The sequence below is a fragment of the Gordonia sp. SMJS1 genome, from assembly GCF_029866425.1.
Lineage (GTDB): Bacteria > Actinomycetota > Actinomycetes > Mycobacteriales > Mycobacteriaceae > Gordonia > Gordonia hongkongensis.
The window spans coordinates 1,839,431-1,865,773 of the sequence record NZ_CP123381.1; the positions used below are offsets into that span (position 1 = coordinate 1,839,431).

At 69.5% G+C, this 26,343-nt stretch carries 17 protein-coding genes, 4 pseudogenes and 1 riboswitch; of the genes and pseudogenes, 13 read left to right on the forward strand and 8 right to left on the reverse strand.

The genetic code is table 11. The features are described 5' to 3' along the window. Window positions 1-14: 14 nt before the first annotated feature. Window positions 15-817 (reverse strand): annotated as a pseudogene (locus QAD21_RS08425) (purine-nucleoside phosphorylase). Window positions 818-918: 101 nt separating this feature from the next. On the opposite strand from QAD21_RS08425, the gene QAD21_RS08430 reads away from it, so the two are divergent. Next, the gene (locus tag QAD21_RS08430; protein ID WP_068971765.1) at window positions 919-1,617 is read left to right on the forward strand and encodes an enoyl-CoA hydratase/isomerase family protein; all 699 of its coding nucleotides are present in this window, start codon (window positions 919-921) and stop codon (window positions 1,615-1,617) included. After that, on the forward strand, window positions 1,617-2,816 hold the full coding sequence (locus QAD21_RS08435; protein ID WP_068971766.1) for an amidohydrolase: 1,200 nt from the start codon (window positions 1,617-1,619) through the stop codon (window positions 2,814-2,816). The genes QAD21_RS08430 and QAD21_RS08435 overlap by 1 nt, the downstream gene beginning before the upstream one ends. A gap of 10 nt (window positions 2,817-2,826) precedes the next feature. On the opposite strand, the gene QAD21_RS08440 is transcribed toward QAD21_RS08435, so the two are convergent. Further along, window positions 2,827-3,306 carry a gamma-glutamylcyclotransferase gene (locus QAD21_RS08440; protein WP_004021668.1) on the reverse strand — a complete coding sequence of 160 codons (480 nt, stop codon included), beginning with the start codon at window positions 3,304-3,306 and terminating at the stop codon, window positions 2,827-2,829. A gap of 243 nt (window positions 3,307-3,549) precedes the next feature. Between QAD21_RS08440 and QAD21_RS08445 the strand changes: the two genes are divergently transcribed. The 3 genes from QAD21_RS08445 to QAD21_RS08455 all read left to right on the forward strand — a co-directional run bounded on the left by QAD21_RS08445 (window position 3,550) and on the right by QAD21_RS08455 (window position 6,912). Beyond that, window positions 3,550-4,953: an NAD(P)H-quinone dehydrogenase gene (locus tag QAD21_RS08445; protein ID WP_065630726.1), complete on the forward strand. Its 1,404-nt coding sequence runs from the start codon at window positions 3,550-3,552 to the stop codon at window positions 4,951-4,953. A 109-nt stretch (window positions 4,954-5,062) separates the two neighbouring features. Then, window positions 5,063-6,466 carry a hypothetical protein gene (locus tag QAD21_RS08450; protein WP_065630727.1) on the forward strand — a complete coding sequence of 468 codons (1,404 nt, stop codon included), beginning with the start codon at window positions 5,063-5,065 and terminating at the stop codon, window positions 6,464-6,466. Next, window positions 6,463-6,912: a hypothetical protein gene (locus QAD21_RS08455; protein ID WP_223258846.1), complete on the forward strand. Its 450-nt coding sequence runs from the start codon at window positions 6,463-6,465 to the stop codon at window positions 6,910-6,912. The genes QAD21_RS08450 and QAD21_RS08455 overlap by 4 nt, the downstream gene beginning before the upstream one ends. Before the next feature lie 22 nt (window positions 6,913-6,934). On the opposite strand, the gene glpK is transcribed toward QAD21_RS08455, so the two are convergent. Continuing rightward, window positions 6,935-8,422: a glycerol kinase GlpK gene (gene glpK, locus QAD21_RS08460; protein ID WP_065630728.1), complete on the reverse strand. Its 1,488-nt coding sequence runs from the start codon at window positions 8,420-8,422 to the stop codon at window positions 6,935-6,937. 76 nt (window positions 8,423-8,498) lie between these two features. On the opposite strand from glpK, the gene glpD reads away from it, so the two are divergent. Next, window positions 8,499-10,241, forward strand: coding sequence for a glycerol-3-phosphate dehydrogenase (glpD, locus tag QAD21_RS08465; RefSeq protein WP_065630729.1), 1,743 nt, complete (start codon window positions 8,499-8,501; stop codon window positions 10,239-10,241). 89 nt (window positions 10,242-10,330) lie between these two features. Continuing rightward, window positions 10,331-10,751 (forward strand): annotated as a pseudogene (locus QAD21_RS08470) (pyridoxamine 5'-phosphate oxidase family protein). Window positions 10,752-10,767: 16 nt separating this feature from the next. Here QAD21_RS08470 and QAD21_RS08475 read toward each other — a convergent pair. Further along, on the reverse strand, window positions 10,768-11,559 hold the full coding sequence (locus QAD21_RS08475; RefSeq protein ID WP_068970324.1) for a DNA-formamidopyrimidine glycosylase family protein: 792 nt from the start codon (window positions 11,557-11,559) through the stop codon (window positions 10,768-10,770). Between the two features lie 8 nt (window positions 11,560-11,567). Beyond that, the gene (locus QAD21_RS08480; protein ID WP_165630256.1) at window positions 11,568-16,175 is read right to left on the reverse strand and encodes an ATP-dependent helicase; all 4,608 of its coding nucleotides are present in this window, start codon (window positions 16,173-16,175) and stop codon (window positions 11,568-11,570) included. Between the two features lie 17 nt (window positions 16,176-16,192). Continuing rightward, window positions 16,193-16,353: riboswitch (cobalamin riboswitch) on the forward strand. A 35-nt stretch (window positions 16,354-16,388) separates the two neighbouring features. Here QAD21_RS08480 and QAD21_RS08485 point away from each other — a divergent pair. The 4 genes and pseudogenes from QAD21_RS08485 (at window position 16,389) to QAD21_RS08500 (ending at window position 19,316) form a co-directional block, all read left to right on the forward strand. Continuing rightward, on the forward strand, window positions 16,389-16,625 hold the full coding sequence (locus tag QAD21_RS08485; protein WP_058250870.1) for a CbtB-domain containing protein: 237 nt from the start codon (window positions 16,389-16,391) through the stop codon (window positions 16,623-16,625). Between the two features lie 6 nt (window positions 16,626-16,631). Then, a pseudogene (locus tag QAD21_RS08490) lies at window positions 16,632-17,461 on the forward strand (CbtA family protein). A 17-nt stretch (window positions 17,462-17,478) separates the two neighbouring features. Then, the gene (locus QAD21_RS08495) at window positions 17,479-17,976 is read left to right on the forward strand and encodes a histidine phosphatase family protein (RefSeq protein WP_068970322.1); all 498 of its coding nucleotides are present in this window, start codon (window positions 17,479-17,481) and stop codon (window positions 17,974-17,976) included. Between the two features lie 113 nt (window positions 17,977-18,089). Next, on the forward strand, window positions 18,090-19,316 hold the full coding sequence (locus tag QAD21_RS08500) for an acyl-CoA dehydrogenase family protein (protein ID WP_068970321.1): 1,227 nt from the start codon (window positions 18,090-18,092) through the stop codon (window positions 19,314-19,316). Between the two features lie 48 nt (window positions 19,317-19,364). Here QAD21_RS08500 and QAD21_RS08505 read toward each other — a convergent pair whose 3' ends face one another. Further along, window positions 19,365-19,706 carry a hypothetical protein gene (locus tag QAD21_RS08505; protein WP_280361194.1) on the reverse strand — a complete coding sequence of 114 codons (342 nt, stop codon included), beginning with the start codon at window positions 19,704-19,706 and terminating at the stop codon, window positions 19,365-19,367. 136 nt (window positions 19,707-19,842) lie between these two features. Here QAD21_RS08505 and ppk2 point away from each other — a divergent pair. Both ppk2 and QAD21_RS08515 read left to right on the forward strand, forming a co-directional pair. Beyond that, window positions 19,843-20,674: pseudogene (gene ppk2 / locus QAD21_RS08510) on the forward strand (polyphosphate kinase 2). 65 nt (window positions 20,675-20,739) lie between these two features. Further along, the gene (locus tag QAD21_RS08515; protein ID WP_068970319.1) at window positions 20,740-23,520 is read left to right on the forward strand and encodes a cation-transporting P-type ATPase; all 2,781 of its coding nucleotides are present in this window, start codon (window positions 20,740-20,742) and stop codon (window positions 23,518-23,520) included. 12 nt (window positions 23,521-23,532) lie between these two features. Here QAD21_RS08515 and QAD21_RS08520 read toward each other — a convergent pair whose 3' ends face one another. After that, window positions 23,533-24,870 carry a diacylglycerol kinase family protein gene (locus QAD21_RS08520; RefSeq protein WP_068970318.1) on the reverse strand — a complete coding sequence of 446 codons (1,338 nt, stop codon included), beginning with the start codon at window positions 24,868-24,870 and terminating at the stop codon, window positions 23,533-23,535. Beyond that, complete coding sequence (locus QAD21_RS08525; RefSeq protein WP_068970326.1) at window positions 24,867-26,318, reverse strand: hypothetical protein; 1,452 nt, start codon at window positions 26,316-26,318, stop codon at window positions 24,867-24,869. The genes QAD21_RS08520 and QAD21_RS08525 overlap by 4 nt, the downstream gene beginning before the upstream one ends. Window positions 26,319-26,343 lie beyond the last annotated feature (25 nt).

Here is a 26,343-nt window from a genome sequence, read left to right on the forward strand (position 1 = left end):
GGTTCCGTTCGGTCCTACAGTTCGCCGATGATCCGGGCCAACAACTCGCCCATCCTGGTTGCCGACGCGCGGCCGACCTCCAGGACCTCTGCGTGGCTCAGGTGTTCGCCGGTCATGCCGGCCGCGAGGTTGGTAACCAGGGATATGCCGAGCACGTTGAGTCCGGCGGCGCGCGCGCGATGGTCTCGTGCACGGTCGACATCCCGACCAGGTCCGCACCCATCGTCCGCAGCATCCGGATCTCGGCGGGGGTCTCGTAGTGCGGGCCGGGGAGCCCGGCGTAGACCCCCTCGGCGAGGCCCGGGTCGATGCCGCGCGCGATCTGTCGCAGCCGCGGTGAATAGGCATCGACAAGGTCGACGAACTGGGCACCGACCAACGGGGAGCGGGCCGTGAGGTTCAGATGATCCGTGATGAGCACGGGTTGCCCGACCGACATGTCCTCGCGCAGACCGCCCGCCGCGTTGGTGAGCACGACGGTGTGGACACCGGCCGCGGCTGCGGTGCGGACCGGGTGGACCACGCGAGCGAGGTCGTGGCCCTCGTAGGCGTGAATACGTCCCAGCATCAACAGGACTCGTCGATCACCGATCCGGACGGAGTGGACCACGCCGCCGTGGCCGGCGGCCTTGGGTGGGACGAATCCCGGGATCGACGCCATCGGCAACGAGCGGATGGGCCGCCCGAAGGCGTCGGCGGCGGGTGACCATCCCGACCCGAGGATGACGGCCACATCGTGTGTAGCGGCGTCGGTCTCGGCAGCGATCGTGGCCGCGGCGACGATGGCCGCGGCATCGGGGTCGGCGGTGGGCTCCATGCGCCAACCCTAAACCGTTCCCAGGCCCACACGGCCGCGCGTCGCAGCGCGCCGACCGATCGGGTCGGTGGCGACGAGACCGGGAGCGATAAGGTCGGGACATGCCATTTCTGAACGGTGACGGGGAGGTCGTCGAGCTCCATCTCGGAGCGCGCGGTGAGGAGATCAGCGAGTCCAATCCGGAGAACCGCTTCCGGACCCACTGGTTGGACGAGGTCGATGCACTGCTGGACCAGGTGGTCGCCGACCCGCCACGACCGCTGGTGATCACCGCCACCGGGAAGTTCTTCTCCAACGGCCTGGACACCGACCACATCTTCGCCGCTCCCGACCAGCTGCCCGGTTACCTCGACCGCGTGCACGCCCTGTACGCGAAGGTGCTCACCCTGCCCGTTCCGACGGTCAGCGCCGTCAACGGACACGCCTTCGGCGCCGGAGCGATGCTCGCGTTGTGTACCGACCACGTCCTGATGCGCACCGAACGCGGTTTCTGGTCGCTGCCCGAGGCCGCTCTCACCATGCCGTTCACCCGTGGGATGGCGACGTTGCTGCGCACCCGACTGACCGATCGCACCGCCACCGAGGCGATGTACACCAGCCGGCGGTACGGCGCCGACGACGCGGTGCGTGCGGGAATCGTCGACGAGGCCGTGGACGCCGAGCTCCTCGTGAAGCGGGCCACCGAGATCGCGGCCGCCCGCTCCGCGACCGCCGGACCCAACCTGGCGCTGATCAAGCGCGGACTCCGTGGCCCCCTGCTCGACGACCTCGCACGTCAGACCCCGCCCGGAGTCTTCTGATGTCGGCCGCGGGAGCGGACTTCGCCGCGGCGGACGATCCCATCGACGCCTGGCTCGCCGAGCACGGCGGCGATCTCATCGCGTGGCGCCGGCAGATCCATGCGCATCCGGAACTGTCCCGGCAAGAGGTCCGCACCACCGAGCTGGTGATGAGCGAGCTCACCGCCGCCGGACTCACCCCGCGCCGGCTGCCGCTGGGCACCGGAGTGGTGTGCGACCTCGGTCCTGCCGGTGAGCCCCGCATCGCGCTGCGCGCGGACATGGATGCCCTGCCGGTGACCGAACACACCGGCCTGCCGTTCACCTCGGCGGTGGAGGGCGCGTCGCACTCGTGCGGTCACGACGCGCACACGGCCATCCTGATCGGCGTCGCGAAGCTCCTCGCCGCGGCCGAACCACTTCCGGTCGGCGTGCGTCTGATCTTCCAGGCCGCCGAGGAGGTCATGCCCGGCGGAGCCCTCGACGCCATCGAGGCGGGCGTCACCACCGGTCTCGGCCGCATCTTCGCCTTGCACTGCGACCCTCGCCTGCCGGTCGGCACGGTCGGCCTGCGGTCCGGCCCGTTGACGTCCGCGGCCGACCACATCGATCTGCAACTGCACTCGGCCGGCGGGCACACGTCGCGGCCGCACCTCACCGGGGATCTCATCTACGCGATGGGCACGGTGATCACCGGCCTGCCCGGGGTGCTGTCGCGACGGATCGACCCGCGTTCGGGCACGGTGATGGTGTGGGGCGCGGCGAACGCCGGCAGCGCCGCCAACGCCATCCCGCAGGAAGGTCGCATGCGCGGCACGGTCCGCACCGGCGATCACGCCACCTGGGCCCAGCTCGAGCCGCTGGTCCGCAGCGTCGTCGGCGAGCTGCTGGCACCGCTCGGCGTCCGGTACGACCTCTCGTACTTCCGCGGGGTGCCGCCGGTCGTCAACGACGAGGTCGCGGTCGGGATGTTCGAACGGTCCGTCGCCGCAATCGGGTCCAAGGCGATCGCGGACACCCCGCAGTCACCCGGCGGCGAGGACTTCTCCTGGTATCTCGAACACGTCCCGGGAGCGATGGCCCGCCTCGGCGTGTGGGACGGATTCGGACCGCAGGTCGATCTGCACGCGCCCAACTTCGATCTCGACGAACGTGCCCTCGCGATCGGTGTGCGCGCGCTCGCCGGGATCGTGCTGAACGCGACCAGCGCCGCCGGCTAGGACACTCGGTCTATTCCGCGGGCCCCGGCCCGGGTCCGACATTGCGCGACTCGCGCAACCGGAGGTCCTGCACATACTCCGCGGGTGCGCCGGCGATCTCCGCGGCCTCGGCCATGACGCCGAGATAGCGCGCCGAGGGCAACCCGCCCTCGAAGGCGTCGAGGACGTACAACCAGGCCAGCACCGGGCCGTCGGCGGTGTCGACGCGGGCGCGGATCTTGCGGTGGATGCCGAGCTCGGAACCCTCCCACCGGTCGAGCAGATCCTCGTCCTCGGTGGTGACGTCGTAGAGAACGACGAACACCCGGGCGTCGGGGTCGTCGCGGTCCTCGGTGACCGTGGCCAGGGACCCCTCCCACCCGATGTCGCCGCCGCCGAACGTCAGACGCCAGCCGCGGAGCCATCCGGTGCCCGACATCGGGGAGTGCGGCGCGCGCTCGGCCATCTGCTCGGGATGCATGTTGGATCCATAGGCGGCATAGATGGGCACGGATGGAGCCTAGATGGTCTCCGCCGAGTCCGGAAGGCGACACCGTGGCCCGGCCCCGGTGTGCGACCACGTTCACAACGACGGACCCGCCCGACTAGTTTGGTAGGCGGCGCGAACGGGGTCGACCGTCTCGCGCGACCCGAGGAGCGTGTCACCCCGCGTTCCCGTCGAGCCACGACACACAGCCGGGCGCAGCTTCCCCACGAAGGACGCGGCGAGCCGGCGTGGAGAACAGGAGTCACAGTGACCAGGATCGTCATCATCGGCGGCGGACCCGCGGGTTACGAGGCGGCGCTCGCGGCGGCCGCCTACGGGGCCGACATCACGGTGATCGATTCGGACGGGATCGGCGGTGCCTGCGTGTTGTGGGACTGCGTCCCGTCAAAGACGTTCATCGCGTCCACCGGCATCCGCACCGAGGTCCGTCGCGCCGTCGATCTGGGTATCAACATCAAGACCGACGACACCTCCGTCACATTGCCGCAGATCCACCAGCGGGTCCGCGACCTCGCGTTCGCCCAGTCCGCGGACATCCGCTCACGACTCATCAGCGAAGGCGTGACACTCGTCTCCGGTACCGCGGTTCTCGACGAGCGGCAGGTCGGCGTCTCGACGCACACCGTCGTCGCGACCCTCGCCGACGGAACCACCGAACGCTACGACGGCGATGTGGTCCTGCTGGCGACCGGCGCCTCGCCCCGCGTGCTGCCCGACGCCGAACCCGACGGCGAGCGCATCCTCACCTGGCGTCAGCTCTACGACCTCGAGGAGCTGCCCGAACACCTCGTCGTCATCGGTTCCGGCGTCACCGGCGCCGAGTTCGTCCACGCCTACACCGAACTGGGCGTCAAGGTGACGCTCGTGTCGAGCCGCGACCGGGTCCTCCCGCACGAGGACGAGGACGCCGCGCTGGTGCTCGAGGACGCACTCGCCGAACGCGGCGTCGAACTGGTCAAGCACGCCCGCGCCGACAAGGTCGAGCGGCACGGCGATTCGGTCACCGCGCATCTGGCCGACGGCTCGACCGTGACCGGCAGCCACGTGCTGATGACCGTCGGTTCGGTCCCCAACACCACCGATCTCGGACTCGATCGTGCCGGGGTCGCGGTCGGCAAGGGCGGTTACATCGAGGTCGACCGGGTGTCCCGCACGTCGGTCGCGGGGATCTATGCGGCCGGCGACTGCACCGGGCTGTTCCCGCTGGCATCGGTGGCCGCCATGCAGGGCCGCATCGCGATGTACCACGCACTCGGCGAGGGCGTGAGCCCGATCAAGCTGAAAACCGTTGCGTCCGCCATCTTCACGCGTCCGGAGATCGCCACGGTGGGGGTGTCGCAGAACGCCATCGACACCGGTGAGTACCCGGCGCGCACCGTGATGCTGCCGTTGGCCACCAACCCGCGCGCCAAGATGAGCGGTCTGCGCCGGGGCTTCGTGAAGATCTTCTGCCGGCCGGCCACCGGTGTGGTCATCGGCGGCGTCGTGGTCGCACCGAACGCCTCCGAACTGATCCTGCCCATCGCCCTCGCGGTGCAGAACAAGCTCACCGTCGGCGACCTGGCCCAGACGTTCTCGGTGTACCCGTCGCTGACCGGGTCCATCACCGAGGCGGCGCGGCAGCTGGTTCGGCACGACGACCTGGACTGAGCGCCGCCCGCCCACTGTGCACAGCCGGTGCCGGTGTGCGCCGCCGGGTGCGTCGTCACGGTAGGGTCGGACGAATTCGTTCGTCCCGGCCGGCGACCAAGGGGGTGTCGTGAGCTCGCCGCAGCAGTCCTACAACACCTACGGCAGTCGCAACGACCGCGCGTTCGCTCGCGGTCGCACGCAGTGGGCGGGCATGAGCATCGACGAGATCCTCAACGTCCTGAGCACGATGGAACCCGGTCGTGCCGGCGGTGACGTCAACACGATCCTGCAGGCGATCGAGTCCGTCCGCCGCGCGGCCGAACGGATGCACGCGATGTTCGGCGACGGCATGCTCGGTCAGGCTTCCGACGCGGCGCTGGAGGCGGGCCGGTCGCTGTCGGCCGATCTGGCGACGACCTCGGAGACCGCCGGCCAGATCGGGGATGCGCTGGCCGGCGCGACAGGCATCCTCGGATCGGCTCGCGGTCAGGAGGGGCGGTTGCGTGAGCTGCAGCAGCACATCCGTGACAATCCCGAGGACGCGCCGGCTGTCCGGCATGAGGTCGACCGGGCGATGACGGGCGCCTACTCCTCGCCGATGATCGGGCTGCAGCGCTCCCTGCCGAACGACCCGACCGGGGCGAACGGGGTGACCGCAGGACTCGGCTTCGGGCCGACCGCCGGCGGTTCCGGCGCCGCGGGGTCCGGGCCGGACGCTCCCCGCGGTCAGGCCGCCAACACCGTCGACGCCGGCGACTTCGGGCGTGCCACTCCGACTGCCGGGCCGGTGCCGGTCGCTGCGGGCGGTCCACCACCCGGTGGCGGCGGACCCGGTGCGTCGTCGACGCCGCCAGGGCCTGCGGGTCCGGGCGGCGGACCATCCGGTCGTGGCAACACCGACGGCCCCGACGGGTTGGTGCGTGGTGGTCGGGCGACGCCCGAGTCGACGACCCGCGGCGCCGCGGCTCCCGAAACGCACCGGTCGGGAGGCGCCGACGGGATCGGCGAGAACAGCGGATCCGGTTCCGGTGGCGGTGCGCCGGCGAGTGGAGGCGCCGGGGTCCCGGTCGCGATGCCCGCTCCCGGCTTGCTCCCACCCGCGTCGGCGCCGACGCCGACCCCGGTCGCCGGCGGCTCACCGACGCCGGCGACCCCCGCCACCGCCGGGCCGGTTGCCCAGCGCCCGACGGGGATGCCGCTCGCCGGGGCCCCGGGCGGCGGACGGCGGCCCGGCGCCGACGACGACAGCCACCGGGCAGCGCCGTACCTGCACACTCGGGAACACGGCGCGCAGCTCGTCGGCGACATGCCGCTCGTCGGTCCGCCCGTCATCGGCGACTGGATCCGGCAGGCATCCCCGGCGGTCGACGACGCCGCGCCGGCCGGGCCGGATCAGGCCTTGTCCCTGCGGCCCGCGGCACCCGGCGACGCCGTCTCCCGGACCCCCGTCGACGGTGCGGCGCAGGAGGTCTCGGACGACACCGATGCACCGTCGGGCGGTTCGGCCACGTCGAGACCGGAGACCGTGTGAACGCCGGGCTGAAGCGTGTCGACCGGTTACCGGGCGGCGTCGCCCGCCTCGTCGACTCGGTGCCCGACGAGGACCTCACGGCGTGTCTGCACCTGATCGTCGCGACCGTCCTGGACGTCACGGCGGTCTCGACGCCCGAGATCCGGGAGGCGATCAGCCAGTGGCGGCGGCAGGGCGGTGCGTCGACGGCCGGCATCGCACGTCTGCGGCTCGTCGCGGCACAGCACGACTTCGACGCCTTCGCGCATCAGCGTCGTGGCGACGTGGACGCCCAGCGCGACAGCTTCCGCCGCGCCCGCGCCGTCGACTGCCTGGTGGCCGCGATGTCGACGCCCGCCGCTGGTGAGTCGCTGCGCGATGCGCTCCGCGAATCAGCCTACGAGGCCGCCGCGGCACTGGGCGGCACGGCCGGTGTGGTCGCCATCCTCGCCGACCACGTGATGTGAGGCGGCGGCACCGTCGCGCCGGTCAGGTCAGGCCGAAGCTGTGCTCGACGGCTCGGTTCCATCCCGCGTAGAGGCGGTCGCGGTCGTCGGCGGCCATCCCGGGCTCCCACCGGCGGTCTTCGGCCCAGTTGGCGCGGATGTCGTCCTCGCTCTCCCAGAAACCGACGGCCAGGCCGGCCGCGTAGGCCGCGCCGAGGGCGGTCGTCTCGTTGACGACCGGCCGCACGACGGGTACGTCGAGGATGTCGGCCTGGAACTGCATGAGCAGTTCGTTCACGACCATTCCGCCGTCGACCTTCAACGTCGACAGTTCGACCCCGGAGTCGGCCTGCATCGCCTCGATGACCTCACGCGTCTGAAAGGCGCTGGCTTCCAGTGCGGCTCGGGCGATGTGGCCCTTGTCGGCGAACCGGGTGAGACCCACGATGACGCCGCGGGCATCGGGGCGCCAGCGCGGCGCGAAGAGTCCGGAGAACGCCGGGACGAAGTAGACGCCGCCGTTGTCGTCGACCCCGCCGGCCAGTTTCTCGACGTCAGATGCCTGCGGGATCAGGCCGAGGTTGTCGCGCAGCCACTGGATGAGCGAACCGGTCACCGCGATCGAGCCCTCGAGTGCGTATCGTGCGGGCTGCTCGCCGATGCGGTAGCAGACGGTGGTGAGCAGTCCGTGCTCGCTGAAGACCGGCTCGGTGCCGGTGTTGAGGAGCAGGAAGTTGCCGGTCCCGTAGGTGTTCTTGGCCTCGCCGGGTTCCAGGCAGGCCTGGCCGAAGGTCGCGGCCTGCTGGTCGCCGAGGATGCCGGCGAGCGGTACCCCGGGGAGTGGGCCGTTGCCCCGGAGGGCGCCGAAATCGCCCGAGGAGCTCCTGATCTCGGGCAGCATGGCCATCGGGATGCCCATCTCGGCGCAGATGTCGGCGTCCCAGGTCTGGGTCCGCAGGTCCATCAACATGGTGCGCGATGCGTTGGTGACATCCGTGACGTGCCGGCCGCCGTCCACCCCGCCGGTCATGTTCCAGGCCATCCAGGAATCCATGGTGCCGAAACACAATTCTCCGTTCTCGGCGCGTTCGCGGAGGCCGTCGACGGAGTCGAGGAGCCAGCGGGCCTTGGGGCCGGCGAAGTAGGTCGACAACGGCAGGCCGGTGCGATCGCAGAACCGGTCCATGCCGACATCTCCGGCCAGCTCGGTGCACAGATCATCGGTTCGCGTGTCCTGCCACACGATGGCGTTGTGCACCGGCTTGCCGGTGTCGCGCTCCCAGATCACGGTGGTCTCGCGCTGATTGGTGAGGCCGCAGGCGACGATGTCCTTCGCGGTCAGTTCGGCCGACGCGAGGGCAGCGGCGCCGACGCGGCGGGTGTTACGCCAGATCTCGGCGGCGTCGTGTTCCACCCAGCCCGCGCGCGGGAAGATCTGTTCGTGTTCGAGCTGTTCGGCGCCGACGACGCGACCCTCGTGATCGAAGATCATCGCCCGGGTCGAGGTGGTGCCCTGGTCGATTGCCGCCACGTATTTGCCTGACCTACCCACGCCGGACAGTGTCGCACGCTGTCGAGGCCACAGAGATCAATTAGGCTCAGCAACCATGAACACCGAGTTCAACGCGGACCGGCCCGCCGACATGGGGCCCCTCTACCGCGCCGAGGCGTGGCGGAGGTTCGGGGAGGAACAGTTCGACGTGGTGGTCATCGGTGGCGGCGTGGTGGGTGTCGGTGCCGCACTCGACGCCGCGACACGCGGTCTGCGCGTCGCGCTGGTCGAGGCACGCGACATCGCCTCGGGCACATCGAGCCGGTCGTCGAAGATGTTCCACGGCGGCCTCCGCTATCTCGAGCAGCTCGAATTCGGCCTCGTGCGTGAGGCTCTACGCGAACGCGAGTTGTCGCTCCGGTTCCTCGCGCCACATCTGGTCAAGCCGTTGCCGTTCCTGTATCCGCTCACGCAACGGGTGTGGGAGCGGCCGTATGTCGGAGCCGGCATCTTCCTCTACGACCGGATGGGCGGCGCCAAGTCCGTTCCCGGACAGCGTCATGTCACCCGATCGGGTGCCCTGCGCGTGGCCCCGGCACTCAAGCGCAGCTCGCTCATCGGCGGGATCCGGTACTACGACACCGTCGTCGACGACGCGCGGCACAGCCTCACGGTCGCCCGCACAGCGGCCAATTACGGTGCGGTCATCCGGACCTCGACCCAGGTCACCGGATTTCTGCGCGAATCCGACCGGGTGCTCGGAGTCCGGGTGCGCGACACCGAGAACGGCGATGTGACCGAGATCCGTGCCCACTGCGTGATCAACGCCGCGGGCGTGTGGACCGACGAGGTGCAGGCACTGTCCAAGCAGCGCGGGCACTTCAAGGTCCGGGCCTCCAAGGGCGTGCACATCGTGGTGCCGCGCGACCGGATCGTCAGCGAGACCGCGATCATCCTGCGCACCGCCAACTCGGTGCTGTTCGTCATCCCGTGGGAGACGCACTGGATCATCGGCACCACCGACACCGACTGGAACCTCGACCTCGCGCATCCGGCCGCCACCCGCGCCGACATCGACTACATCCTCGAACGCGTCAACGAGGTCCTGGTCACCAAGCTCAACCACGACGACATCGAAGGCGTCTACGCCGGCCTCCGGCCGCTGTTGGCCGGGGAGGACGACGAGACCTCGAAGCTGTCCCGGGAACACGCGGTCGCGACCGTCGCGCCCGGACTCGTGTCGATCGCCGGCGGCAAGTACACCACCTACCGTGTGATGGCCGCCGACGCCGTCGACGCGTGCGACGACTTCATCCCCACCCGGGTGGCGCCGTCGATCACCGAACGCGTCCCGCTGCTCGGGGCGGACGGTTACTTCGCGCTCATCAACCAGTGCGAGCACCTCGGACGCCGATTCGGGTTGCACCCGTACCGGATTCGCCGGTTGCTGAACCGCTACGGCTCGCTGATCGACGACGTGCTGTACTACGCCGACGGCGACAAGAGCCTGCTGCAACCGCTGGCCGCGGCGCCGCAGTATCTGCGCGTGGAGGTGGTGTACGCCGCGGTCGACGAGGCGGCGCTGCACCTCGAGGACGTCCTCGCCCGGCGGACCCGCATCGCCATCGAGTACTCCCATCGTGGCGTCGACTGCGCCGACGAGGTCGCCGACCTGCTGGCGCCCCTCCTCGGCTGGACCACCGAGCAACGCGACTTCGAGGTGGCGACCTACGTCGCGCGCGTGGAGGCCGAGGTGGCCTCGCAGCAGCAACCCGACGACGACTCCGCCGACGCCCTGCGCGCCGCGGCCCCCGAGGCCCGGGCCGAGATCCTCGAACCGGTGCCCGTTCCGAAGTGACGGTGGCTCCGGTCAAGTCGGGACGTTGGGCTCTGTCGCCGTTCCCTGGTCGCGCGGGACGATCGGTGTGGGGAGAAGGAGACGAGATCATGGTCGACGAATCGGTTCGGGTGCTCACCCCCGACCAGGCCTGGGACCTGTTGGGAGGAGCGCAGCTCGGTCGGATTGCACTGAGCGTCGACGGCCAGCCCGACATCTTCCCGGTGAACTTCCACGCGACCGACGGCCGCATCATGCTGCGGTCCGGCGAGGGCACGAAACTGTCGGAGCTGGCGGTGAATTCGCGAGTGGCGTTCGAAGCCGACGGACATACCGAGACCGACGGGTGGAGTGTGGTCGCCAAGGGGACGGCACGCATACTGGTGTCGCTCCACGAGATCGAGGCGGCCGACCAGCTGCCGCTGCGCCCGTGGATCGCCACGATGAAGTACAACTACGTGGAGATCGCGGTCGACTCGATCACCGCCCGCCGCTTCGAGTTCGGCCGAGCCCGAGCGCTACCCCGTGTGAGGGGGCCTCGGCCGCCTCAGATCTGACACCGGGGACACCAGTAGACCGAGCGCTCCCCGCCGGGGGATTCGAGTTCGCCGCGCTTCACCGGGGTCGCACAGCGCCGGCACAACCGACCGTGACGGCCGTACACCCACATCCGCGCGTTGGGTGAGGTGTTGCCCGTGGTGGTGCGCGCCGAGCGCATCCGGTTGGCCCACAGGAGACGCCGGCTGAGATCGACCACCGGGCCGAGATCCACCTCGCCCACCGGCCGGGTGGGGAGGACACGGCGGAGGAAGCAGATCTCACTGCGGAAGACGTTGCCGATCCCCGCGATGAGGCGTTGATCGAGGAGTGCCGACCCGATGGTCTCGTCGGGGTGCGCGGCGAGTCGCCGGATCGCCTCTTCACGATCGAAGTCGTCGGCGAGCAGGTCGGGACCGAGGTAGGCGAGCGCCGCGTCCGGGTCGGCGAGGAGTTCAAGGACCCCCAGGTCGAAACCCACGGCCTCGTGGTCGGCAGTTCGCAGGACCGCACGCGCTTGATAGGCGGGCCGCCGCCACCGTTGCCCGCGAGGATGAACGTGCCAGGCCCCCTCCATCTTCAGATGCGAGTGGATGCTGAGGGTGTCGCCGACACCCGGACCGCTCTCGGCGACGTCGATCAGCAGGTGCTTGCCCACCGATCGCACCGCGAGGACCTCGCGTCCGGAGAGGTCCGCGGTGGCCAGCGACGGGATGCGGAAGTCCGACGACTCGAGCACCCGTCCCGCGAGCCCCGCCCGCAGTCGTGCGGCGGCCGCGTAGACGGTGTCGCCCTCAGGCATGGTCCACCTCAGGCATGATCACCGAAACGCAGCCGGATGCCGCGCGGGGTCGTCGAGAATCCCGCTTCGACGAGCACCTTGCCGAAGTCGGTGGCGCGCACGGGTTCCGAGTCGATGTGGTCGATCGTCAGACGCGCGATCCGGCCCCGCCGGACCAGTGCGACCAGCGCGCCTGCGGCCGACTCCAGCCGCGGGATCGAGTCGCTGAACGTCAGCAGCGTCTTGCCGCCGCGTTCGACGAAACACACCACGTCACCGTCGACGATCACCACGAGCGCCCCCGGTTTGCGGCCCGGGCGGTGACCGGCCTCGGCGTCGCGAGACGCCGGCCACTCGAGCGCCGCCCCGTAGGGATTGGCCGGGTCCGTCGCGGCCAGCACGGTTGCCTCGCGGGGCGCTTTGCGATCGGGCAGCGCATGCCGGCGCAATTCGTCGACCGTGGCCGGCGAGGCGAACTGCGCCCCGCCGAGGCCGTCGACGTAGTAGCCGCGACGAACATGTCCGTTGTCCTCGAACACGGTGAGCGCCTTGTAGACCCGCGCGAAGCCGCCGGTCACCTCCTCCGAGACCACGCTCCCGCGCGTGATCACGCCGTATCGGGTCAGCAACTGATCGCAGAGGCCCTGCGTGGCGATGGTCGGCTCGGTGGACGGGTGGTCGAGGGCGAACCAGCGGCCACTCGCCGTCGGCGACACCGGGGGAGCGACGGAGTGTTCGGTGAGGTACCGGGCCGACAGGCCGGCCCGGAGCCGGGGTGCGCGCCCGCGTGCCCGATGCGCGGGCGCCGAGCGCGGTGCGGACGGGCTGCGCCGCGGTTGCAGCAGGGCGCGGACGGGCGCGAAGCTGTCGTTGCTGACCCGGCCCGCCCACACGAGGTCCCACAGGGCACTCTCGATGTCGGCGGCCGGCGTGGTGGTGCCGGTGCTGATGTCGGCGGCGATCTGTGGGAACCGCAGGGCACCACCGGGTTCGAGTGCGGCGGTGACCCCGTCGTGGACCGGGGTGGTGTCGATCTCGTCGGCGTCGGGCAGCGTCAGGACGGCGACGTCCGCGGGATGCAGCGCCACCCAGCCGTCGGAGTTCCCGATGCGGCCGTGTCCGGACCAGATGACCTCACCGGCGCTGAGCAGTTCGTCGAGCATCGGCGCTGCGTAATCGGACACCCGGGCCGGCAGTACGAGGGACTCCCACGCGGACGCCGGCAGCGGGAACCCGGCCAGCTGGTCGATGACCGTCGCCACCCCGTCGACACCCCGGAGCTGGGTGCCCGACGACGCGTGCTGCCAGTCGAGGAGGAACCGGGTGAGGACGTCGGTACCGACGGGAGCCACCTCGGCGCGGCTCGCCGCCAGGGAACCGCGTCGGATCTGACCCAGCACGTCGGCGTGACACCATTGCCCGTCCCGGGGGCCGATACCGGCGTCGGGCAGGAAGTCACCCTCGACGACGCGTCGCTCCGATGCGAGACGGTTGAGGGTGTCGCGCACGACCCCGGTCGCGATACCCAGAGCAGCGGAGGCCTCGGGCACGGTGAACGGGCCATGGGTGCGGGCGTACCGGCCGATGAGGTCTCCGACTGGGTCGGGCACCTCCTCGAGATAGGCCGCCGGGATGCCGAGAGGTGCGGGCACCCCGAGAGCGTCACGGAGGCGGGCGGTGTCGTCGATGGCCGCCCACAGCGCACGTGCGTTGTGGTTGACCGAGATGATCTGCCCGACCCGGTGCAGCTCGGTGAGCAGGTCGGCGGCCGGCTCGTCGCCGCGATACCGGGCCGCGACCTCCTCGGTGGTGAGCGGGCCCAGCCATCGCAGCAGGTCGACGATGTCCTCGGCGTCGCGCGCCTGACGCTCGGGGGACAGGCGTTGGAGCCGGGCGATCACGTCGGCGATGACCGCCGGATCGAGGAGCTCGCGCAGGTCGACGCGCCCGAGCAACTGGGCCAGCAGGCTGGTGTCGAGGGAGAGGGCGGCCGCGCGGCGCTCGGCGAGCGGCGCGTCGTCGGCGTACATGAACGCACCCACGTACCCGAACAGCAGCGACGCGGCGAAGGGAGAGGGGCTTTGGGTCTCGGTCTCCACCACCCGGATCCGGCGCGTGCGGATGCGGTTCAGCAGATCGAGCAGGGCGGGGAGGTCGTAGACGTCCTGCAGGCATTCGCGGACGGCTTCGAGCACGATCGGGAAGTCGGGGAATTTGGATGCGACAGAGAGCAGTTGGGCGCTGCGCTGGCGCTGTTGCCACAGCGGGGCGCGCCGGCCCGGATCCCGGCGCGGCAGGAGCAGGGCGCGGGCGGCGCATTCGCGGAAACGGGACGCGAACATCGACGAGTCGGCCAGACCGTCGGTCACGAGTTGCTCGACCTCGTCGGGGTCGAGGAGGAACACATCGGCTCCGGGAGGGGCGTCGTCGGTGTCGGGCATCCGCAGGATGATGCCGTCGTCGGAGGCGGTGGTGGCGCCCTCGATGCCGAGGGTCTCCAGCAGGCGCTGCGAGATGGCACTGGCCCAGGGGGCGTGTACACGTAAGCCGTAGGGGGAGTGCAGGATCACCCGCCAGTCGCCGAGTTCGTCGCGGAACCTCTCGACGACCAGCGTGCGATCGGTGGGCAGGTGTCCGGTCGCCTCGCGCTGCTCGGCGATGAGTGTCGCGAGGTTGCTGCGGGCGTTCTCGGTGAGCCCGAGCCGGTCTGCCTGGTCGTCGAGCTTCCCGGGATCGGCGACCGACTGGGTGAAGGCACCGATCGCGGCGCCCAGTTCGGCGGGGCGTCCGATCGCGTCACCGATCCAGAACGGCAACCGGCCCGGTTGACCGAACGCGGGGGAGACGAGTACGCGGTCGTGGGTGATGTCCTCGATCCGCCAACTGGTGGCGCCCAGCGCGAACACATCGCCGACTCGGGACTCATAGACCATCTCCTCGTCGAGTTCGCCTACGCGAGTGGCCTTCTCGCCGACCATGAACACGCCGAAGAGTCCGCGGTCGGGTATGGAACCGCCCGAGGTGACGGCGAGCCGCTGGGCGCCGCGCCGGCCGGTGATGACTCCGGCGTCGCGGTCCCAGTTCACCCGGGGGCGCAGTTCGGCGAACTCGTCGGACGGGAAGCGGCCCGCGATCAGGTCGAGGGTCGCGTCGAAGACGCCCCGGCCCAGTTCGCGGTAGGGCGCCGCGCGCCGGACGACCTCGTACCAGTGATCGACCTCGAGGTCGTCGACCGCGGCCGCCGCGATGGTCTGCTGGGCGAGGATGTCGAGCGGATTCTGCGGGACCTTGATCTCCTCGATCGCGCCGTCGAGCATCCGGCCCACCGTCACCGTGCAGTGCAGCAGATCGGTGCGGTGCTTGGGGTAGAGGATGCCCTGGCTGATCTCGCCGACCTGGTGCCCGGCGCGGCCGATCCGCTGCAGTCCACTCGCCACCGACGGCGGGGACTCCACCTGGATGACGAGATCGACCGCACCCATGTCGATGCCGAGTTCGAGTGAGCTGGTGGCCACCACACACGAGAGGCGGCCGGCCTTCAGGTCGTCCTCGATCTGGGCGCGCTGCTCCTTGCTGACCGAGCCGTGATGGGCGCGGGCGAGAACCGGCTCGGCGCCGGAGCTCGCGCCGCTGCCCATCACGAACGCCGGGGCGCCGCCCGCGACCGACGGATTGCCGGTCGGTTCGGCAGGCTCGCCGTGGCGCTCGGCGTGGATCTCGTTGAGCCGAGCGGTGAGCTTCTCGGCGAGGCGTCGGGAGTTGGCGAAGACGATCGTGGCGCGGTTCGCCTCGATCTGGTCGACGATCGAGGCCTCGACGTACGGCCACAACGAGCCGGCAGTCGGCGAGAACGCGTCGTCCAGCGCCGCGGGGTCGGCATCGGACACCGGCGGCGGGATGTTGGCCATGTCCTCGACGGGGACGTCGACGCGCAGGTCGAATGTCTTGTCGGCCTTCGGTTTGACCACCTGGCACGGCGCGGCGCCGGACAGGAACCCCGCGACCACCTCGGGCGGGCGGACCGTCGCCGAGAGGCCGATCCGCTGGGCGGGTTTGTCCAGCAGTTCGTCGAGGCGCTCGAGGGTCAGCGCGAGATGGGTACCTCGTTTGGTCGCGGCGACCGCGTGGACCTCGTCGACGATGATCGCCTCCACGCCGGTGAGACTCTCCCGCGCGGCCGAGGTGAGCATCAGGTACAGCGACTCGGGGGTGGTGATGAGGATGTCGGGTGGGGTTTTGACCAGCGCACGCCGATCGGCGGCGGAGGTGTCGCCCGACCGCACGCCCACGGTGATGTTGGGCTCCGGAAGGTTCAGCTCCTGGGCCGCCCGGGTGATGCCGGTCAGCGGTGCGCGCAGGTTGCGCTCGACGTCGACTGCCAGCGCCTTCAACGGCGAGATGTAGACGACCTTGGTGCCCGCGGGACGATTGCCGGCGTCGGCGGCGAGCCGATCGAGAGCCCAGAGGAACGCGGCCAGGGTCTTCCCGGACCCGGTCGGTGCGATGACCAAGGTGTTCGCGCCGTCGGCGATGGAGGTCCAGGCGCCCTTCTGCGCAGCGGTGGGCGCGGTGAACGCACCCGAGAACCACCGCCGGGTGGGGGCGGTGAAGCGGTCGAGCACCGAGGGGCGGGGCATCTCTCCACTATGTCGCACTCGTACGACAGAACGCGGTATACAGTCTCCTCACGCCTGTACGGGGAATCCGGTGAGAGTCCGGAACGGTCGCGCCACTGTGAACGCAGCCCAGATCGACACGGTCGACGTGACGGGGCATGCGTGAGTCAGGATGCCGTGCCGGCGTGCACCACCCGTGAACTCTCCGACGCGAGATCGGCGAAAGGACCCACCATGACAGCTCCCCGTACCGAGGCGGCATCACCGGTCGCCCCGGCCCGTGCCCTGCCCGTACCGAACATCTCCGTCGCGAGCGCGGCGCTCTGGCTCAGCCTGACCGTGCTGCTCGCCGGGCTGGCGTACTACTTCCTCGGTTACGACCAGGGGGTCGTGTCGGTCTTCGGCTCCGACACCCACGTGCACGAGTTCGTGCACGACGCCCGCCATTTCCTCGGCTTCCCCTGCCACTGAGTCGACATGGAGAAGAAGTTCATCGGCGCCGGCCTGCTCGCAGGTCTGATCGCCGGCATCGTCTCGTTCGTGTTCGCGCGTTCTACCTCGAACCCGTCGTGGGCAAGGCCATCGACTACGAGAGCGCCCGCTCGGCGGCCGAGGAGGCCCTGGCCCATGCCGCCGAACCGGGTGGTCACACCCATGGTGAGGGCGGAGAGTTGTTCACCCGCGCGATGCAGGAGAACCTCGGCGCGGGGATCGGCAACGTCGTGTTCGCGGTGTGCATGGGCGCGTTCTTCGCGGTGGCGTTCACGGTCTTGTGGAGCCACGTCGGCAGCCGTCATCCGGCCACGGATCCCCGTGCGGTCGCGGGCGTGCTCGGCGGCATCGGTTTCGTCGCCGTCTTCGCCGTCCCGTTCTTCGCCTACCCGGCGAACCCACCCGCCGTCGGCGACGACGACACCATCGGCGAACGAACCGGTGCCTTCCTCACCATCACCGTGTCGTCGGTGATCCTCGCCATCGCGGCGGTGGTCCTGGCGTCGTGGTTGCGCCCGCGCATCGGTGGGTTGGTCTCGGCGGTCGCGGCCACGGTCGCCTATCTGGCCGGCATCGCGATCGTGCTCGCCTTCCTGCCGTCGTTCAGCGAGGTCCCCGGCCCGGTCCGCGACGACGCCGGACAGATCGTGTTCCCGGGCTTTCCCGGTGACGTGATCGGGGATTTCCGGGTGTATGCGATCGCCAACCAGGTCATTCTGTGGACGGTTCTCACCGTCTCGTTCGCTCTGATCGTGGGGGCGATGGCCCGGTCGCAGGCGACTGACCGCGCTCGCGCGGTCTCCGTGCCGAACTGAGGCGATCACTGCCCGGAATGCAGATCATCACCGCCGGTCGCACCGGCCCCAACCGGTCGGTGCGGTTCGGCGGTGACCCGGTTCTCGATCAGCGTGGTCGACGCGACGTGCTCGCTCTGAGCGCGTCGCTCACCCGCCCGATCGACATCTGCGGCCCGGAGGCGGCGACCCGCGCCACCGCCGAGATACTCGGCGCGACAGGCGGCCTCATCGTCGACGACGCGCTGCGGACGCTCGATGTCGGTGCGTGGTCGGGCCTGTCCCCGGAGGAGATCGACCCCGTCGACCTCGGCGGGTGGTTCACCGACCCGGAGGCCCGCCCGCACGGGGGTGAGAGTGTCGCGCAGTTCGTCGACCGAGTCCATGCCTGGCGTGCCGGGCAGGCCGAGCACGGCGATGGCTACGTGGTGGTCGCGATGCCGGTGGCGCAGGCCCTGCTGTGCGTCGATGCGGACGGGTTCTTCGCGCGGGAGGTGCGTCCGGCCACCCTCTACACCTGCACCGATGCTCGGTAGGAACAGATCTGCGACGACGTACCTAGACATCGGCAGTGACTCCTGACACAGTTGGGGACGACAAAACTGAAACGTGTTCGCCCCTGCGCGGACACCGGTCTGGGAGTGTGACGATGTTCGAGTGGTCCGAAGAAGATCTGATGGTTCGGGACGCCCTGCGGGCGTTCATCGACAAGGAGATCCGGCCACATCTCGACGAACTCGAATCCGGCACGCTGCCGCCCTACGACATCACTCGCAAACTGCTGTCGAGCTTCGGTGTCGACGCGATGGCCAAGGACGCTCTCGAGAAGGAACTCGAGGCCGAGGCCAACGGGGAGAAGAAGAAGCCCTCGGGCGACGGCGGCGGTATGGGCGGCTCGATGTTCATGATGGTCAACATCGAACTGGCGGGGGTCTGTCTCGGTCTCGTCGCATCCCTGGGCGTGAGCATGGGCCTGACCGCCTCGACCATCCGCGGCAAGGGCACGCTCGCCCAGAAGAAGCGGTGGCTGCCCGAACTGGTCACGATGGAGAAGGTCGGCGCCTGGGCGATCACCGAACCCGACTCCGGATCGGACGCGCTGGGCGGTATGAAGACAACGGTCCGTCGCGATGGTGACGACTACATCCTCAACGGGCAGAAGACCTTCATCACCAATGGCCCCTACGCCGACACCATCGTCGTGTTCGCCAAGCTCGACGACGGCAGCGGCACCCCGATGCGGGACCGTAAGGTCCTGTCGTTCGTCCTCGACAAGGGGATGCCGGGACTGACCCAGGGCAAGCCGTTCAAGAAGATGGGCATGATGAGTTCGCCGACGGGCGAGCTGTTCTTCGACAACGTGCGCGTCGGCAAGGACCGCCTGCTCGGCGAGACCGAGGACACCGGTTCGGACGCGCGCGGATCCGAAGGCGCCAAGGCCGGTTTCACCGCGGAGCGGGTCGGGATCGCGGCCCTGTCGCTGGGCATCATCAACGAGGCGCAACATCTTTCGATCGACTACGCGAAGAACCGCAAGCTGTGGGGCCAGGAGATCGCACAGTTCCAGCTCATCCAGCTCAAGCTGGCCGAGATGGAGGTCGCGCGCATCAACGTCCAGAACATGCTCTTCAGTGCCCTCGAGCGGGGCAAGGCGGGCAAGCCGCTGAGCTTGTCCGAGGCGTCGGCGATGAAGCTCTACTCGTCGAAGGCGGCCACCGACGTCGCGATGGAGGCGGTGCAGTTGTTCGGCGGCAACGGTTACATGGCCGAGTATCGCGTGGAGCAGCTTGCGCGCGACGCCAAGTCGCTGATGATCTACGCCGGCAGCAACGAGATCCAGGTGACCCACGTCGCCAAGGGGCTGCTGCGGGGCTGACGAACAGGCCCGGTCGTGTCGGACCATGCCGACACGATCGGGCCGGGTTCAGGCGACCTCGCCGGCCCGGACCTCGACCGTCTGCGGCGTGGTGCCGGGCGTCGGCGACACGAGCGTCAGGTGGTCCGGCTGTGCCAGGAAGTCCTCTATGTCGCGTCGAGCCGCCTTCTCGATCAGCAACGGCACGAAGATCCTGACCTTGCAGTCGGCGAATCGTCCGTAGACGGCGTGCACACGTGCGTCGATGTCGTCGACAGCCATAACCGGAAACCGTGCGATCAGGCGACGAATCACCTGTTCGACTTCGAGCATCTCCTCAACCCGAGCCATTGGGACATTCTGCGGGAAAACCTTTGCGGCTGCAGGCTCATCGGGGAAACGACTGGTCACGATCGAGCATGCGACGGTGTGCTCCGTACCTGCCACGACAATTGCGCGTCCTCTTCGTCGGTTACCGCGCGGATGCCTCGGACGTGGCACAGAATGACCAGTTAGTCATTCGGTCCAGCCACGGGAGCGTACGGCCATGCCAGATTACTCATCGTCCTCGGGTGAACTCCGAGGCCCGGATCACGGCGGCCCGGCGGGCCCGATGTCGGGCAAGAAGTACCGCAAGCATCTCGAACCGCTGCACGCCGAGTTGGTCGCCATGCAGGAATGGGTCCGTGCGACCGGGGCGAAGGTCTGCATCGTCTTCGAGGGCCGGGACACGGCGGGCAAAGGCGGAGTCATCAAGGCGATCACGGCCAGGGTGAGCCCGCGGGTCTTCCGCGTGGTCGCGCTGCCCGCTCCCACCGAACGGGAGAAGTCGCAGATGTACCTCCAGCGGTACATTCCGCATCTGCCCGCGGCCGGCGAGGTCGTCATCTTCGACCGCAGTTGGTACAACCGGGCCGGCATCGAACGAGTGCTCGGATTCTGCACGGAGAAGCAGGCACACCAGTTCCTGGAACAGGTGCCCACGGTGGAACGGTCGATGGTCGAGTCGGGGATCATCCTGCTCAAGTACTGGCTCGAGATCAGCGAGGAACAGCAGACCCTTCGCCTGCAGAGCCGGATCGACGATCCGCGGAAGATCTGGAAGCTCTCCGACATGGACCTCGCGTCCTACAGCCGCTGGTACGACTATTCGCGGCCGCGACGAGATGTTCCGGTTCACCGACACGGGCTGGGCGCCCTGGTATGTCGTCTCCACCGACGACAAGAAACGGGGTCGGTTGAATGTGATCGAGCACCTTCTCGGTCAGGTTCCCTACACGCCGCTCGAACGTCCCCGGATCGAACTGCCGAAGCGGCAGAAGGCCAAGGACTATCGGCCACCCGAGCAGGCCCTGCACTGGATCCCGACCCCGTATTGACGACCCGAAACCGAACCGCAGTCGAGTAGTCACGACACCGCCCGAGCCCGAGGCAGGAGAGTTGTATGGCCATCGCACGCCCGCCGTCGTCACCGGAACGTCGGGAGGACGACGCCCCCGCACCGGCCTGGCACGTCCAGGACGTCGAATCCGTCGTGTCGGCGCTCGAGTCCGACAGCACCGGTGGACTGTCGTCGGCCGAGATCGACGACCGACGGACGCGGTTCGGCGACAACGTGATCGCCGCGGAACCGGCCCCGTCGGTGGCTGCACTGGTGCTGCTGCAGCTCAAGGATCCGATGAACCTGATGCTGATCGCCGTGGTGATCGTCAGCCTGGTGATCGCGGAGGTCTCGACCGCGCTGGTGGTCGCCGCCCTGGTGGTGCTCAACCTGGTGCTGGGCACTCGGCAGGAGCTGAAGGCCCGGGCCAGCGTGGACGCCCTGGCGCGGATTCAGGTTCCGCAGGCCCGCGTGGTCCGGGGTGGAGTCCTGGTGAAAGTTCCCGCGGCGCAACTCGTTCCCGGGGACATCGTGCAGCTCGAAGCCGGCGACTTGGTGCCGGCCGACGGACGTCTGGTGCGGGCCGCCACGCTGGAGACGCAGGAGGCCGCGCTGACCGGCGAGAGCGCGCCGATCCCGAAGGACCCCGCCGCGCTCACCGATGTCGAGCTGGCCCTGGGTGACCGCAGCAACATGCTCTTCCAGAACACCTCGGTCACCCGCGGCACGGCGACGATGGTCGTCACCGAGACCGGGATGCGGACGCAGATGGGACAGATCGCGTCGATGCTGTCGGCGATCGCTCCACAGCGGTCACCCCTGCAGCGCGAGCTGGATTCACTCACCAAGATCCTGGGCGTGATCGCCTGGACCGCCGTGGCGATCATCGTGGTGATCGGGCTGGTGCGCGGACAAGACCTGGCGACGGTGATGCTGCTCGGTATCTCGATGGGCATCTCGGCGATACCCTCCGGTCTGCCCACTTTCGTCCAGGCGATGCTCGCCTTCGGGGCCCGGCAGCTCGCGGATGCCAAGGCGGTCGTCAAGAACCTCACCGACGTGGAGACGCTCGGCGCGACGAGTCTGATCAACTCGGACAAGACCGGGACACTCACCATGAACCAGATGATGGTGCGCTCGTTGTACTTCCACGGTCAGTGGTTCGCCGTCGACGGTGAGGGCTACGGCAAGACCGGGAGCATCACCCAGGCGGCGGGCGAGCCGGTTCCCGATTTCACCATGCTCGCGTACGGACTGTGCCTCGACAGCGACGCCACCGTGTCGGACGCCGGCGCCGTCATCGGCGATCCGACCGAGGCGGCGCTGATCGTGCTGGCAGCCAAGATGGGGGTCGACGCGCCACTCACCCGCCAGACCTATCCCCGTCTCGCCGAGGTTCCATTCGACTCGGCCTACAAGTTCATGGCGACGTTCCACCGGCTGCCGGTGGACGGCACCGTCCGTTTCGTCGAGATGGTCAAGGGCGGTCCGGATGTCGTGCTGAACCGCTGCCGCTGGGCGTTCCGCCCCGGACGGGAGAGGGTGGAGCTGGCGGAGGTCCGGGCCGAGATCGAGGCGGCCAACGAGCAGATGTCGGCCGAGGGCCTACGTGTGCTGGCCTTCGCCGCGCGCGTGCTCGACGGCCGGGAGGACGAGGTGACCGCCGACCCGATGGCGTTCGTGGACGATCTCGTCTTCGTCGGGATGGTCGGGATCATCGACCCGTTGCGTGCCGAGGCCGTCGACGCCGTCCGCACGGCGCACGCCGCGGGGATCGATGTGCGGATGATCACGGGGGACCACACGGGAACCGCGTCGGCGATCGGTGCGCAGCTGGGACTCGGTCCCGGGGCCATCAGCGGTACCGAACTCGCCGCGATGTCCGATGAGGAACTCGCCGAGGCGCTTCCGCGGTTGCATGTGTTCGGGCGTGTCACGCCGTCGGACAAACTCCGGCTCGCCGACGTGATGCAGCGCCAGGGCGCGGTCGTCGCGATGACCGGCGACGCGGTCAACGACGCGGCCGCGCTGAAGAAGGCCGACATCGGGGTGGCGATGGGCTCGGGCAGCGAGGTCACCAAGCAGGCCGGCAAGCTGATCCTCACCGACGACAACTTCGGGACGTTGATCACCGCGATCCGGTTGGGGCGCAGCGTCTACGACAAGATCGTCGCCTACATCCGCTACCAGATGTCCAAGCTGTTCTCACTGGTGCTCCTGTTCCTGGTCGCGAGCATCTTCGACATCAACGAGGGCGTCGCGCTGGCGCCGCTGATGGTGGTCTTCCAGCACTTTTTCATCACCCTGTTCCCGGTGATCGTGATCATGCAGGACCCGCCGGCACCGGATCTGATGGCCAAACCACCACGGGACCCGAAACAGCCGATCACGAATCGCGCGTCGTTCGTGCAGTGGTTCGCCTACGGGGTCCTGCAGTTCGCGGTGACCTTCGTCGCGATGATGGTGGCGCCCGGTCCGATGAGCCCGACCGAACCGAACGTCCCGATGACCATGGGCTTCGTGGTGCTGTCCCTGGGTTCGGTGTTCGCCGGGTTGGTGATGCGGCGCGATCCGGAGTCGGGCCTCACACCGCCGATCGTCAACGCCGTGAAGATCCTGTCGATCCCGATCATCGTCACCGTGCTCGCGGTGGAGCTCGGATTTCTGCAAGACCTGCTGCAGACGACCTCGCTGACCGGCGGCCAGTGGCTCGCCTGCATCGGATGGTCGCTGATCATCCCCGTCGTGGTGGAGGCGGAGAAGTGGGTGCGACGTCGCCGGAGTCCGGCGGTGTCCGCGATCTCGGCCGTGGAGGCGGTGGCACCCCGGCGAGCGCTTCGCTGACCGAACGGGCGGCTACGAGGCCCGGTGTGGGTTCCACGCCAGGTACCACAACTGCAGCCAGTCCAGTTGTGGTGGCGCGACCCGGGTCTCGGGCCGGTGCCGGGGAACCCGTACGCGGAGCGCGCCGGGCGTGATGGTGCACCGCACCGGCGTCGTGAGCTGCAACGATTCGCCGTCGACCCCGACCGGGATGACCTCGGCGTCGGCGTCGACGGTCACCTCGGTGGCGATGCGCTGGACGAGTCCGCGGTCGTGGGTGCGCCGCAGGAGGCCGACAGCCTGCCGGGTGTCGGACACCGAGACGGTGACGACCCCGAGCCGTCCCTCGTCGATGCGGGTGCGGCGACCGAGCCCAGCCACGTCGTTGGTGGCATAAGGACCGTTGCTGACGAGGACGGCCTGGGGATCGGCGACGGTCTCGTTGCCGATGAGGGCCCGCAGACCCGACCTCGTCCCTCTGCCCAGGAGGTCGGGGAGCATGCGTAACACCGTGCGCGTCTTGTCATCTCGATACTGCGGACTCTGGACCACCTCGGCGTAGATGCCGAACGACGCGTTGTTGACGAACGGCCGACCGTTGATGTGACAGAGGTCGACATGGAACTCGACGCCGTCGCGCAGCGCGTCGAGACACCGGGCGGGGTCCTGACGGTCGAGCCCGAGATCGAGAGCGAAATGGTTTCGGGTGCCGGCACTGATGACCAGGAAGGGTACGCCCGCCTCGGCCGCGACTCCGGCGACGAGGGCCTGGGTGCCGTCACCTCCCGCGACACCGAGCAGGTCGGCCCCGCGCGCCACCGCGTCCCGTGCCAATTGCTCCACGTCGATCTCCACCGGCCCGTCCAGCAATACGACTTCGGCGCCGAGGGATTCGGCCTTGCGCTGCAGATCGAATCGGACGACCTTCCCGCCACCCGAACGCGGGTTCATGATGATGAACGGGCGGTGGACGTCCGGCGCCGGGTGTTCGGGCATCAGGGAGTCGATGCGGGACGGCCGCAGCGCGCGCCGACCGCATCCGACCGCGGCGGCCGCCAGCAGCGCGGCGGCGATCACGACCCAGAGCTGTCGCTCGCGAAGGAGGAACACCACGAGAACCGCCACCGGCAGGACCGCGAGAGCGGCCGAGACGATGCGGAGGACACCACGGCTGATGAGGAACCAGTACACCGCGGCGACGATGACGACGGCACAGACACCACAGATCGCCAGGAGGCCCAGCAGGCGGAGGAGGCCGGCGGCGGCCACCGGCAGCAGGATCGCGGCGACGGCCAGCGCCATGGCCGCGCGCGCCCACCATCTGCGTGTCGTGGGCGGCGCGACCTCGGCGGCGACCGACGCCTGACTCATACCGTCTCGACGGCCGGCGTCGCCGCGCCGGGCGTCTCCTGATCCGGTGGATCGGACTCCTCGTTCCGATCCTTGGCGGCCCAGTCCTTCGCCGGCCTGATCACGAGTTCGAGGATCAGGAGTGCGAGGAGTCCGAAGACGGCGATGAGGAGGACCACCAGACCGGTCGGATAGCTCCAGAAGACGAGCAGCAGCGCCGCGATGCCGATGATCGCGCTGCGCAACGCGATTCGCGCGCGGAACAGGCTCTCCTCGAAGGCATTCGGCGGCCGCGAGCGTCGTATCCGCTGCACCGAGTCGAGTCCGTGGCCGAATCCGCGCCGGACGGCCGTGGCCGAGGCGGACCCGCCCAGCAGGTAGGCCCCGACGGCGACCACGAGCCCGAGGACCGCCACGGCACGCAGCGCCAACCGCAGCGGATCGAGCACCGTGTCGATGGTGGCGGCCGCGGCATCCGGGGCGAGGATGTCGGGCGGCATCGCGTCGAGATAGAGCGCTCGGCCGATCAGCAACGCGATGGCGAGGACGAGCATGGCGAGGACGAGTGACAGTCCGGCGAGCGAGAGGGCCCGCAGACGCCGACCGCGGGGTGCGACGGCCACGGCGGCGAAGGCGAGCGCGATCGTCAGCCAGGGCAGGACGTCGGCGGCGGTGTCGAGTGCCGAGACGGCACGCTGGGCGCGGACCAGTTCGGGTGAGCGGAACAGGACGAACTGCTTGTCGACGGCGGGGATCTTCTCGGCGAAGGTGAAGCCGCGGTCGAGGAGGCGTGCCTTGACGTTGTCGATCACGGTACCGAGCGAGATGCTGACGGTGCCGGAGTCGTCCACGGTCACCGACGACGGTCCGACGTCACCGGTCACGACCGCGACAAGGGCGGTGTGTGCGGCCCGATTCGCCTGCAGCCACAGGGATTCGAACTGATCGCTGGCGACGAACGACGACACGGTCTGTTGCACGAAGCCGCGGGCCTGGCCGGCCAGGACGGGAGCGAGACCCTCGACCGCCCGATCGACGCGTGGTGCGTTCTCGGTGGCCGGAACCGCGTCGGTCAGGGTCGTCAGCGCCGCCGCGGTGAGTCCCTCGACGTCGATGCGACTGAAGATCTCATCGGTGATCGTGTTCGAGATCTCGGCTTGCACTGCGGGATCCGAGGCGAGCGGAGCGACGGTGCTGACGTAGCGGTCGGTGTCGAGGATCTCGCCACGGACGAACCGCGAAGTCACCGAGGTGATGGCGAGTACGGCGACGAGGATGCACAGGACCGCGACGGCGAACCAGCGCCACCGGTTCCGCCGGGTCGGGTCGGGGGTCTTGGTGGCCGGCCCGGTGCCGGCCGCGTCGCGCAGGCGCGCGACCTCGGCTCGTAGTCGTTCGAGTTCGGCGCGCTCGGAGTCGGTGATGCCGACGCTCGGCTCCGCGCTCTGTCCGTTGGTGTCCGTGGTCATCTCGACGCCGCCCTTCCGGCCGCTG

Coding starts and splice junctions, on each gene's coding strand:
- QAD21_RS08485 (WP_058250870.1), top strand. CDS start 16,389: ATGACAGCTCCCCGTACCGAGGCGGCATCACCGGTCGCCCCGGCCCGT.
- QAD21_RS08525 (WP_068970326.1), bottom strand. CDS start 26,318: ATGACCACGGACACCAACGGACAGAGCGCGGAGCCGAGCGTCGGCATC.
- QAD21_RS08430 (WP_068971765.1), top strand. CDS start 919: ATGCCATTTCTGAACGGTGACGGGGAGGTCGTCGAGCTCCATCTCGGA.
- QAD21_RS08495 (WP_068970322.1), top strand. CDS start 17,479: ATGCAGATCATCACCGCCGGTCGCACCGGCCCCAACCGGTCGGTGCGG.
- QAD21_RS08475 (WP_068970324.1), bottom strand. CDS start 11,559: ATGCCTGAGGGCGACACCGTCTACGCGGCCGCCGCACGACTGCGGGCG.
- QAD21_RS08515 (WP_068970319.1), top strand. CDS start 20,740: ATGGCCATCGCACGCCCGCCGTCGTCACCGGAACGTCGGGAGGACGAC.
- QAD21_RS08520 (WP_068970318.1), bottom strand. CDS start 24,870: ATGAGTCAGGCGTCGGTCGCCGCCGAGGTCGCGCCGCCCACGACACGC.
- QAD21_RS08500 (WP_068970321.1), top strand. CDS start 18,090: ATGTTCGAGTGGTCCGAAGAAGATCTGATGGTTCGGGACGCCCTGCGG.
- QAD21_RS08435 (WP_068971766.1), top strand. CDS start 1,617: ATGTCGGCCGCGGGAGCGGACTTCGCCGCGGCGGACGATCCCATCGAC.
- glpD (WP_065630729.1), top strand. CDS start 8,499: ATGAACACCGAGTTCAACGCGGACCGGCCCGCCGACATGGGGCCCCTC.
- QAD21_RS08480 (WP_165630256.1), bottom strand. CDS start 16,175: ATGCCCCGCCCCTCGGTGCTCGACCGCTTCACCGCCCCCACCCGGCGG.